Consider the following 12,229-nt stretch of genomic DNA (forward strand, 5'->3'; position numbering starts at 1 on the left):
TAAAAATAAAAAACATGAAAAACTTATTTTTCGCAAGTTTAATCTTGTTTGCGTTTAGCTCGCTTGCAAATGCACAACAATTAAAATCACCCGAAGGAAAGTTCGTAATGGAATTTTCGCTTCAAAATGACGGAACGCCAACTTACAGCTTAAAATACAAAAACAAAGACGTAGTAAAAACCAGTAAATTAGGTCTTGAACTTAAAGATGACAAAAAATCTTTATTGAATGATTTTACGGTTGTTGATACTAAAACTTCCACTTTTGATGAAACCTGGAAACCGGTTTGGGGAGAAGTGGACAATATCAGAAATCATTATAATGAACTGGCTGTTACTTTAAATCAAAAAGGCACAGACAGACAAATCGTAATCCGTTTCCGTTTATTTGATGACGGACTTGGATTTAGATATGAATTCCCAACTCAAAAGAACCTTACGTATTTCGTAATCAAAGAAGAAAGAACACAATTTGCAATGGCGGGCGACCACACGGCTTTTTGGATTCCGGGAGATTATGATACACAGGAATACGATTATACAAAATCGAAATTATCTGAAATTCGAGGTTTATCTCAAAAAGCATATACAGCAAACGTTTCTCAAAAATCTTTTTCTCCAACAGGAGTTCAGACTTCTTTGATGTTAAAAACGAATGACGGAATCTACATCAACCTGCACGAAGCGGCTTTGATCAATTATTCTTGTATGCATTTGAATTTAGATGACAAAAACATGATTTTTGAATCCTGGTTAACGCCGGATGCAAAAGGAGACAAAGGTTATATGCAGGCACCGAGCCATTCGCCGTGGCGAACAATTATGGTGAGCGATGATGCGAGAGAAATCTTAGCTTCAAAAATGACTTACAACTTAAACGATCCGTCAAAAATTGATGATACTTCCTGGATTAAACCAGTAAAATATATTGGTGTTTGGTGGGAAATGATTACAGGAAAAAGCTCTTGGTCGTACACAAACGATTTTCCAACAGTACAATTGGGTGTTTCTGATTTCTCAAAAGCAAAACCAAGCGGAACACACGGAGCAAACAATGCTAACGTAAAAAAATATATTGATTTTGCTGCTGCAAATGGTTTCGACGCTGTTTTGGTTGAAGGATGGAACGAAGGCTGGGAAGACTGGTTTGGACATTCAAAAGATTATGTTTTTGATTTCGTAACACCTTACCCGGATTTTGATGTAAAAGGTTTGCACGAATACGCAAAATCTAAAGGAATCAAAATCATCATGCACCATGAAACTTCAGGTTCAGTTCGTAACTACGAGCGTCATATGGACAAAGCATACCAATTCATGAAAGACAACGGATACGATGCTGTAAAAAGTGGATACGTTGGAGACATTTTGCCTCGCGGTGAAAATCATTACGATCAATGGATTGTAAACCATTATCAATATGCCGTCGAAAAAGCAGCTGATTATAAAATTATGGTGAATGCTCACGAAGCAGTTCGCCCAACAGGAATTGCGAGAACGTACCCGAACTTAATTGGAAACGAAGCTGCAAGAGGAACAGAATACCAAGCTTTTGGAGGTTCTAAACCAAATCACGTTACGGTATTGCCATTCACAAGATTAATTGGAGGTCCAATGGATTATACTCCGGGAATCTTCGAAATGGATATCAGCAAAATGAATCCGGATAACAAATCACATGTAAACAGTACCATCTGTAATCAGTTGGCTTTATACGTTACGATGTACAGCCCGTTACAAATGGCGGCTGATACTCCAGAGAACTATAACCGTTTTCCAGATGCTTTCCAGTTCATTAAAGATGTGGCTGTAGATTGGTCTGAAAGTAAATATATTGAGGCTGAACCAGGCGATTTTATTACAGTTGCACGTAAAGCAAAAGGGACAAACAACTGGTTTGTTGGAAACGTAAACGGAGACAATTCGCGTACATCAAACATCGATTTCAGTTTCCTTGAAAAAGGCAAAAAATACACAGCAACAATTTATGCTGATGCAAAAGATGCGCATTACAAAACAAATCCGCAAGCTTATACGATCAGGAAAATTGCTGTAACCAATAAATCACAATTATCACAGTTATCTGCTCCAGGCGGAGGTTATGCAATCAGCATAATTGAAACTAAATAATTTTTTTAAAGACAAGTGATTTTCCCCAAAATCACTTGTCTTTTTTTTTAATAACATATTTTTTGTCACATCGAGCGGAGTCGAGATGCCGCAAAGGTTCTCGACTCCGCTCGAACTGACAATGAAGATAATTACATCTAGATATTATGAACATCCAAAAAACATCATTTCAAACAAACCACACATTCTTCAAAATACTCCTTTTCGTTCTGATCTTTTCTGCTTCCGCGAAAGCGCAAATTCAGAAAGTAGAACCGCCATTTTGGTACGCAGGAATGAAAAATCCGGAGTTGCAGATTATGTTCTACGGAAAAAATATTGCACAATATGAAGCTTCGGTTTCAAACAATGTGGCGATTAAAAATGTCGAAAAAACAGAAAACCCGAACTATCTTTTTGTAACAATCGACACACAAAACCTCAAAGCCTCAGAATTGGTTTTCTCTTTTAAAGCCAATAACAAAGTCGCTTTTACTCAAAAATATGCTCTTAAAGAAAGAAGAGCCAATTCGGCTGACCGCAAAAGCTACGATTCATCAGACTTGATTTACCTAATCATGCCGGACCGTTTTGCTAATGGAAATCCGAAAAACGACAGTGATGCCATTTTAACAGAAAAAGGAAATCGCGCAGAACCAGGCGGGCGTCACGGCGGAGATATTGAAGGAATTATTAAAAACTTAGATTATATTTCGTCTTTAGGTGCGACAACGGTTTGGAGTACGCCTTTATGCCAGGACAATGACGCAAAACATTCGTATCATGGTTACGGACAATCTGATGTTTATAAAATAGATTCTCGTTATGGAACCAATGAAGACTACGTTCGCTTATCTGCAGAAATGCACAAAAAAGACATGAAACTGGTTATGGATTATGTTACCAATCACTGGGGAATTACCCACTGGATGATGAAAGACATGCCAACCAAAAGCTGGTTCAATCAATTTGAAAACTTCACACAAACGCACCACAGACGTGAAGTAATTACAGATATTCATGCGTCAAAAATAGATCAGGAAATTTGTGTTGATGGATGGTTTGTACCTTCTATGCCAGACTTGAATTTGAGAAATCCTTTAGTGGCAAAATACCTGACTCAAAATGCCATTTGGTGGATTGAATATGCTAATCTTGACGGTTTTAGAGTAGATACTTATAATTATTCTGACCAAACGGCAATGGCTAATTGGGCAAAAGCAATTACGAATGAATATCCTAATTTTAATATTGTTGGTGAAATCTGGATGCACAATCAGGCAAATTTAGCGTATTGGCAAAAAGACAGTAAAATTGGCGCCATTGAAAATTACAATTCGAATTTACCAAGTGTAATGGATTTTACGCTTCAAAGTCAGGTTACTTCTGCCTTCAACGAAGACGAACCAAGCTGGGACAACGGGTTGATTAAATTCTATAACAATTTTGCAATGGATTATTTATATCCAAATACAAATAATATTTTGGTTTTTGCCGAAAATCACGATACCGATCGTATGAATGAGAAGTTTAAATACGATCTTCCCAAATACAAACTGGCGATGACTTTATTGGCCACAGTTCGTGGAATTCCACAAGTTTACTACGGTTCAGAAATTGGAATGGGCGGTGACAAAGGCAAGGGCGACGCAGACATTCGAAGAGATTTTCCTGGCGGATGGGCTGGCGACAAAAACAATGGCTTGACCGCAGCAGGAAGGACAGCTGAGCAAGCACAATACTTCGATTTTACTTCAAAATTATTCAACTGGAGAAAATCAAATGAAGCTATTCATACAGGGAAAATGACGCATTATATTCCTGAAAACAACACTTATGTTTATTTCAGATATACTGATACAAAAACGGTAATGGTGGTTTTCAATAACAATGCAAAAGCACAAACTGTGAAGACAAATCGTTTTAAAGAAAATATCAAAAACTTTAAATCAGGAAAAGATGTTTTGACAGGAAAAACATTCGATTTAGCCACTGAAATTACATTGGAGCCAAAATCAGCTTTGATTTTAGAATTGGAATAAATATTTTATTCAAACACATAGAGAAATAGTTTTTGATAGTCTGAAAAAAGGCGTTTCACTTGCATTAAAACACATAGCTATGTGTAAAATGATTTGTCATTTTTTTTCAACCTTTTCAAAAGAAGGAAAACCTATGTTTCTATGTGTTTAAAAATTTAGGCAACTATTTTTCCGCCACGAATTCACGAATTTATATTTTCAGAGAGTATTAAAATAATTCGTGACTCGAGGACGAAGGACGAACAGACGAAGTAATTCGTGGCGGAAATTTTATTTAGAACAAATTATAAATGCTTGTTAAATTCAGAATAAATGAAAAAATACATTTTCCTTTTTTTACCTTTAGTATTCTTAATCACGAGTTGTTCTGGCTCAAAATCAGTTTCAATGCATAACGAAAATACTTCAAAAACACCTTTCGTTTGGGAAGGAGCAAATGTCTACTTTTTACTTACCGATCGTTTTTATAATGGAAATACGGAAAACGATTTAAACTTCAACAGAACGAAAACGCCTGGAAAACTACGCGGATTTGAAGGCGGAGATATTATCGGAATTACAAAAAAAATCGAATCAGGCTATTTTGAGCGATTAGGAATAAATGCCATTTGGCTTACGCCGATAGTAGAGCAAATTCACGATGGTGTTGACGAAGGAACTGGCTTGAGTTATGGCTTTCATGGCTATTGGGCAAAAGACTGGACAGCTTTGGATCCGAATTTCGGAACCAAAGAAGATTTGGCCAATCTTGTTCAAAAAGCACATGAAAAAGGCATCAGAATTATTCTAGATGGCGTAATCAATCATACCGGTCCCGTAACTCCTGAAGATCCTGTTTGGCCTTCTGATTGGGTTAGAACAGGAGTCGTTTGCGATTACAAATCGTTTGAAAACACAACGATGTGTACTTTAGTTGATAATCTTCCGGATGTAAGAACAGAAAGCACTCAGGAAGTGCAACTCCCTCCTTTTTTAATTGAAAAATGGAAAAAAGAAGGCCGTTATGAAAAAGAAATAGCTTCGTTGGATGAATTTTTCAAAAGAACAAATTATCCAAGAACACCTAAATATTACATCATTAAATGGCTTACAGATTATATCGTTGAATTCGGAATTGACGGTTACAGAGCCGATACCGTAAAACACACCAACGAAGACGTTTGGGCAGATTTTAAAAAGGAATGTGATTACGCTTTTGAAACCTGGAAGAAACATCATCCGTTGCAGGTTTTAGATCAAAATCCGTTTTATACGATTGCCGAAGTTTACGGCTACGGAATCAGCGGTGGTCAGGATTATGATTTTGGAGACCGAAAAGTAAATTACTTTCAGAATGGTTTCAACAGCATGATCAATTTTGAATTTAAATGGAACGCTGCTCAAAACAATTATGAAGGTTTATTTTCGAAATATTCAAATGCTTTAAACAATGAATTAAAAGGATATTCTGTCCTTAATTATATGTCTTCTCATGACGATGGTCAGCCTTTTGACGCCAACAGAACAAAAGGCATCGAGGCCGGAACCAAATTATTATTGTCTCCGGGAATGTCGCAAGTTTATTATGGAGATGAATCTGGAAGATCTTTAGTTGTAGAAGGAACAAATGGCGATGCAACTTTACGTTCCAACATGAATTGGGATGATATACTAAACAATCAGGAAACCAAACAAACACTTTTACATTGGCAGAAATTAGGGCAGTTCAGAAGAAATCATCCTGCAATTGGCGGAGGAATTCATCAGCAAATTAGTTCTGAATTTTATGTTTTCTCCAGAACTTTCTCCAAAGGAACTTTCGAAGATAAAGTCGTTATTGGTTTAGATTTACCAAAAGGCACAAAAGAAATTCCGGTAAATGCTATTTTCGAAAATGGAACAAAATTAAAAGATAGTTATTCAGATCAAAACGTCGAAGTTATCGATGGGAAAGTCACTATTGATAGCGAATTTGATATTGTTTTATTGGAACGTACTTAACCGCAAGGAGCGCAAAGTTTTGCGCAAGGCTCGCAAAATATATTTTTTTGCCACGAATTTCACAAATTTTCACAAAATTAAATATGATAAATTAATTCGTGGAGATTTGTGAAATTCGTGGCAAACTTTTTTAATAAATCCTTAGCGCACTTTGCGTAAAACTTTGCGACCTTTGCGGTTAAACTCTCAAGACATGCTCAAGATTGCACATCGCGGTGCCAAAGGCTACGAACCCGAGAATACTTTACAAGCCTTTCAGAAAGCATTAGACCTAAATGCTGACGGAATCGAACTCGACGTTCACTTAAGTGCCGACGGACATATAATCGTAATTCACGACGAAACTATCGACAAAATGACCAACGGAAAAGGTTTTGTAAATACCTTATCTTTGCCGGAGTTAAAATCGTTTTTGATTGCTGAAAAGCATGAAATTCCAACTTTAAATGAAGTTTTTGATTTGGTAAACAAAAAATGTTTCATCAATATAGAATTGAAAAATGGAGATACATTAACAAAGGTCGTTTCTCTCATTGATGAATATGTTTCAGAAAAAAAATGGAGTTACGATCATTTTATTGTTTCGAGTTTTGATTGGAATACCTTGCAGGAAGTTCATAATTTCGATTCAAAAATTCCGATTGGCGTTTTGACAGAAACCAATCTTGATTTGGCTTTGGCTTTCGCCGAAACAATAAAAGCAAAGGCCATTCACCCCTATTATCATTTATTGAATGAGGAAAACACTCCTGAAATACAAAAAAAAGGATTTCTGGTTTTGCCATGGACAGTAAATATCGAGGAAGATATTCAAAAAATAAAAAGTTTTAAAGTAGACGGAATAATCACTGATTTTCCAGATAAATTATAAAGAAAAATATAGCCACAGATTAAAGGATCTACACAGATTTAAAATCCTTTGAATCTGTGAAATCTGTGGCAGAAAAAATTAGTGCCAATTCGTGAAATTCGTGGCAAAAAAAATAATATGACTCAAAATTTCGACATCCTAATTGTTGGTGGAGGCGCTGCAGGTTTTTTTACGGCGATAAATATTGCAGAGAAAAATCCGAAACTAAAAATTGCCATTTTAGAAAGAGGGAAAGAAGTACTTTCTAAAGTCCGCGTTTCCGGTGGCGGACGATGCAACGTAACGCACGCCTGTTTTGAACCGAATGAATTGGTCAAATTTTATCCGCGTGGTGAAAAAGAACTTCGCGGTCCTTTTCATCAATTTTGTTCTGGAGATACCATTGAATGGTTCGAAAAACATGGTGTTGAACTAAAAATCGAAGACGACGGAAGAATGTTTCCGGTCTCCAATTCTTCTCAAACCATAATTGATTGTTTCTTAAAAGCAACAGAAAAATTAGGCATAAAAGTGTTGACGGGTCAAAGCGTACAATCGATTTACAAAGCAGAAAATCATTGGAAAATCGACACTCAAAACGATAAATTTATAGCCGAAAAATTAGTTCTGTCGACCGGAAGCAATCCTAAAATCTGGGAAATGCTTCAGGAGAAAGGACACGCGATTGTGAGCCCTGTCCCTTCCCTGTTTACTTTCAACATAAAAGATTCACGTATTAAAGAATTGCCCGGCGTTGCGGCACAAGTTACCGTAAACGTAAAAGACACCAAGCTAGAATCAACTGGACCTTTATTAATCACCCATTGGGGAATGAGCGGCCCTGCGATTCTGAAACTGTCAGCTTGGGGCGCACGCATTTTATTCGACAAAAATTATCAGTTTACGATTTTCGTGAATTGGTTAAATGATGTCGATACCGAAGATGCGGAGAAAATACTAAAAGACTTAAAACAGGAACACGCCAAAAAAGCCGTTTCAAAAAAATCTCCTTTCGACTTTCCGAATCGTTTATGGGAAAGTTTGGTTTTAGCTTCTGAAATTGAGCCGGAAACAAAATGGGCTGATCTATCTAAAATACAATTACAGAATTTAGCTTCTCAACTCACAAAAGCAAAATTTCAGGTAAACGGAAAAAGTACTTTTAAAGAAGAATTCGTAACAGCCGGCGGAATCGATTTAAAAGAAATCAACTTTAAAACCATGGAAAGTAAATTACATCAAAACCTATATTTTGCAGGCGAAATAGTAAATATTGATGCAATTACCGGAGGTTTTAACTTTCAGAATGCCTGGACAAGCGGGTTTATTTTAGCCAATAATATTTAAAAAAAATGAAATACAAAGGAATTATTTTTGATTTAGACGGAACCTTAGTCAACTCATTAGAAGACATTTCAGATGCAATGAATACTGTGTTAACTGATCTAAATTATCCAACGCATACTTATGATGCTTATCAATATTTTATCGGAAGCGGATTGCGAAATCTGGTAAGCAAAGCTTTACCTGCAACAAACAATTCTGAAAATGAAATCGAAGTTTGTTTCGAAAATATGATTACAGCCTATCGTGAAATTTGTACGCTCAAAACAAAACCTTACGCAGGAATTGTTGAATTGCTGGATAATTTAGTTTCAAGAGATATCAAATTAGCGGTCTTCTCAAACAAGGCAGATGAGCTTACGAAAAAGATAGCATCAGAAATATTCCCGGATTATTTTAATACTGCCGTTGGTTTAAGTACCGAAGCGCTTAAAAAACCTAATCCGTTTGAAGCACTTGAAATAAGCAAAAACTGGAATTTAAAAACAGAAGAAATCATTTTTATAGGCGATTCTGATATTGACATGCTAACAGCAACCAATGCCAATATGTTTCCGCTTGGTGTTTCATGGGGCTACAGAACGGAAGAAGAACTGATTGCCAGCGGCGCAAAATTGATCATAAATACACCTTCAGATTTAATTGAGATTTTATAAAAAGTACACAGTCGCAGTTTTCAGTCGCAGTCCTTCTGAAAACTGTGACTGTGACTGAAAACTTCAAAAAAACCGAATTAACAAGAATTTACAGATTCTGTAAGTTTTCGTTAAGACAATTCTAATAATTTTACTATCAACTAAATACCATTAGATGAAAGTAAAATTACTTACCACAATTTCATTTTTCACTTACCAACTTTCTATTTCTCAAACGGAAAAACTTCTTCACGGAAAAGTCATTTCTCAAGAACTCGTACTTAAAAATGTTGAAGTCATAAACAAAAATGCCCAAACTAGTACGAGAACAAATGAATTGGGAGAGTTTTCTATTTTAGCAAAAGAGCAGGACAGTTTATTGTTTTTTTCAAAGGATTACTTATTTACAAGATTGAAGCTAACTTTGAAAGATCTGGAAAAAAGCTATCTCATTATTGAGATGAATCCAAAAGCCGAAGAATTGGAGAATGTCGTAGTTTCAAGATCTGTTTTTAACAAAACTGAACTTAAAAAGATCGCAAATAATAGAGAAGAAATAAATAAAATTAAAATTCGCAAGCAATTTGATAATGTTACTACAAAGGTTACTGTTTATGATGGTAAAATTAAAAATGCTATGAATTTTAGTTACCCAATTTTTGACAAACCGAAGAAAAAAATTGAGCCTCATGATGACCTTTTCAAAAAACTAATTATCACTTCTTGTCCACCTGAGTTTTTTCTTAAAAACTTAAATATTACATCTAAAGAAAAAGAACTTTTTATAAAATTCTGCGATGCCGACCCTAAATCTAAAACACTTTTAGAGCATCCTAATGTTTTGGCAACAATGGATTTTTTATATGCTAAAAATGAAGAGTTTAAGAAATTGGAAACGAAAAAAATTAATTAGATGAAAGTAAAATTACTCACAACAATTTCTTTTTTCACTTACCAACTTTCTATTTCTCAAACAGAAAAATTACTTCATGGAAAAGTTCTTTCTCAAAACTCCGTTCTCAAAGGCATCGAGGTTATTAATAAAACAGCTAAAACCAGCACAACTACAAACAGTTTAGGGGAGTTCGATATTTTGGCCAATGTAAAAGACAGTTTGATTTTCTTTTCTAAGGATTATCTCTTTTCAAGATTAAAAGTAACATCTCAAAATATTGAAACTAATAATCTTGTGGTTAATATGATTTTAAAGCCAGAAGAATTAGATGAAGTTGTAATAACAAAAATAAATTTTCCTCATGTAGGCGCTGCTGGCGAAGGTTCAACTGTATTACCGTCTCGCTCTTTGCAAAAATATACAGGAGTTTATGACGGAACTATTACAAATGGTGTAAATTTTATAGCAGTTGGGAGTCTAATTTCTGATTTATTTAAAAAAGAAAAAGAAAAACCCAAAAAGAAAATAGAAAAGATTGACTTTAAAAAACTTGTCCAGACATCAGTTCCGGAAACTTTTTTTTCTCAAGATTTAAAATTAAACGCTGAAGAAAAAGAACTTTTTCTTCAATTTTGTGATGCCGATCCAAAATCTAAAACACTACTAGACCATCCTAATATTTTGGCAACAATGGATTTTTTGACTGCTAAAAATGATGAATTTAAGAAGTTGAAAGTTGAGATTAAAAACTAAACTATTTCGAAAAATCATTTAGAAGAATATAATCCCTTAGATTCTTCAATTTCAAATAAAGGATAATTGAAACAATTAATAAAAGTGCAGCTATAATGGATAAAATAATTAATCCGCTTTCTATTTGATCAACGTAATCAACATCAACACCTTGTTTACTTCGTTTTACCTTTGTAATATTTTCGTATAATTTCTGATTTTCTTTTTCAACATATTTATTTTTACTTTGATAGCAATAAATTATTCTCTGATTAACTAATTCATCTTGAAAACCATATTCTTTAGATAAATTATAAATTTGTATCGCATTTTCATTTTCCCCAATTATCTTAACCGCATTACCAAGTTCAAAGAGAAGAGTTGAAATAATTTTATCCTTTGGTTTTATAAAACTCATACGCTCATTAACCTGATAATAAATTGAATTGGCTAACTCTTTTAATGTTGCTTTTGGCAAATCTATTTTTGGAATTACATCTTTGCCAAAACTATTGTTTATTAAAAATTGTCCCAAATTAGCATCGTCAATCTTTTCAATCTTTGCTTTTAATATATTAAGATGTAACCATTCAGAACCATTATGTGATTCAGGATTTATTTCGATAGATTTCTTAATCCAATTATACGCTTTTTGGTTTTCTCCCATTAACTCATAAAGAGTTCCAATATTTGATGCTGTTGAATATCGATTAGGCTTAATTTTTTCAATGTTCAAATACAATTTTAATGCTTCGTCATACTTTTTTTGAACAATTAAAACATATCCTTTATCAGACAAATAATCAATATCATTTGTCTTTCTATATAAGCTGTCAAGTTGTTTTATAATCTGAGGAAATTCCCTACTTAAAAAATGATGTCCGTGTGGAACAAGCCCTCTATAATCTATATAAACATAAGCTCCATTCTTAAGAATCTTAGTTTCACCATTTAAACAGGCAAAAGACTTAAACGAAACCAAAATCAAAATAACCAAAAATGCCCTGAATTTATTCATAAAGTAAAACGGATTAATTAAACCTGAAACTAAAATTTATCGATTCAACCACCAAATACTAGCATTCAAAATTCCTGCAAAACTTACCCAAGCCATATAAGGAATCAGTAAATAACCAGCAGTTTTATTGATCTTGGTGAATTTTAAGTACGTTTCATAAATCATCAGCCATAACAGCACAATTTCGACTAAAGCTAACATTGGGTTCTTTAATCCGAAGAAAATATACGACCACACTGCATTTAGTATCAATTGGGCCAAAAAGAAACCCAGAGCTTTTTTTACTTCTTCGTTTTGCTCCTTTATTTTATCCCAAACTAAACCGGCTGCAACTCCCATTAAAATAAAAAGCAACGTCCAAACGGGCATAAAAACCCAATTTGGCGGATTAAAACTTGGTTTTAAAATTGTTGGATACCAAGTCTCCACCCCTGCTTTAGTAAAAGTAGAGGAAGAATATCCTACCGCTAAACAAACGATTACAGCGATCGCGATTCGTGTTATTTTGTTCATTTTTATTTCTTTTTTATTTCTTTTTTATTCAAAAATAACTAAAAAGAAAGTTTAAACCACATAAGTCATATAAGTTCATTTTAGTTTTAGTCCCGCTTACATTTTCTTATAT

The 12,229-nt window shown here is 34.4% G+C and carries 10 protein-coding genes; 8 read left to right on the top strand and 2 right to left on the bottom strand.

Annotation, left to right across the window (positions count from 1 at the left end):
* Positions 1–14 precede the first annotated feature (14 nt).
* The 8 genes from AC6CH4_RS03135 (at position 15) to AC6CH4_RS03170 (ending at position 10,607) form a co-directional block, all read left to right on the top strand.
* Complete coding sequence (locus AC6CH4_RS03135; RefSeq protein WP_498100064.1) at positions 15–2,129, top strand: glycoside hydrolase family 97 protein; 2,115 nt, start codon at positions 15–17, stop codon at positions 2,127–2,129.
* 146 nt (positions 2,130–2,275) lie between these two features.
* Positions 2,276–4,150 carry a glycoside hydrolase family 13 protein gene (locus AC6CH4_RS03140; protein ID WP_498100066.1) on the top strand — a complete coding sequence of 625 codons (1,875 nt, stop codon included), beginning with the start codon at positions 2,276–2,278 and terminating at the stop codon, positions 4,148–4,150.
* 312 nt (positions 4,151–4,462) lie between these two features.
* Entirely contained in the window at positions 4,463–6,130 is a 1,668-nt protein-coding gene (locus AC6CH4_RS03145) for an alpha-amylase family glycosyl hydrolase (protein WP_498100068.1), read from the top strand.
* A gap of 193 nt (positions 6,131–6,323) precedes the next feature.
* The gene (locus AC6CH4_RS03150; RefSeq protein WP_498100070.1) at positions 6,324–7,001 is read left to right on the top strand and encodes a glycerophosphodiester phosphodiesterase; all 678 of its coding nucleotides are present in this window, start codon (positions 6,324–6,326) and stop codon (positions 6,999–7,001) included.
* A 117-nt stretch (positions 7,002–7,118) separates the two neighbouring features.
* Positions 7,119–8,327 carry a BaiN/RdsA family NAD(P)/FAD-dependent oxidoreductase gene (locus tag AC6CH4_RS03155; protein WP_498100072.1) on the top strand — a complete coding sequence of 403 codons (1,209 nt, stop codon included), beginning with the start codon at positions 7,119–7,121 and terminating at the stop codon, positions 8,325–8,327.
* A gap of 5 nt (positions 8,328–8,332) precedes the next feature.
* The gene (locus tag AC6CH4_RS03160; protein ID WP_498100074.1) at positions 8,333–8,980 is read left to right on the top strand and encodes an HAD family hydrolase; all 648 of its coding nucleotides are present in this window, start codon (positions 8,333–8,335) and stop codon (positions 8,978–8,980) included.
* Positions 8,981–9,134: 154 nt separating this feature from the next.
* Entirely contained in the window at positions 9,135–9,872 is a 738-nt protein-coding gene (locus AC6CH4_RS03165; protein ID WP_498100076.1) for a BamP family beta-assembly machinery protein, read from the top strand.
* Positions 9,873–10,607, top strand: coding sequence for a BamP family beta-assembly machinery protein (locus AC6CH4_RS03170; RefSeq protein ID WP_498100078.1), 735 nt, complete (start codon positions 9,873–9,875; stop codon positions 10,605–10,607).
* 1 nt (position 10,608) lies between these two features.
* Here the strand turns inward: AC6CH4_RS03170 and AC6CH4_RS03175 are convergent, their stop codons facing one another.
* Both AC6CH4_RS03175 and AC6CH4_RS03180 read right to left on the bottom strand, forming a co-directional pair.
* Positions 10,609–11,604, bottom strand: a complete 996-nt coding sequence (locus AC6CH4_RS03175) for a tetratricopeptide repeat protein (protein ID WP_498100080.1) — start codon at positions 11,602–11,604, stop codon at positions 10,609–10,611.
* Positions 11,605–11,640: 36 nt separating this feature from the next.
* Positions 11,641–12,117 (bottom strand): TspO/MBR family protein, encoded by a 477-nt coding sequence (locus AC6CH4_RS03180; RefSeq protein WP_498100082.1) that lies wholly within the window; start codon positions 12,115–12,117, stop codon positions 11,641–11,643.
* Between the last annotated feature and the right edge of the window lie 112 nt (positions 12,118–12,229).

Source organism: Flavobacterium sp. GQ95, assembly GCF_059758655.1.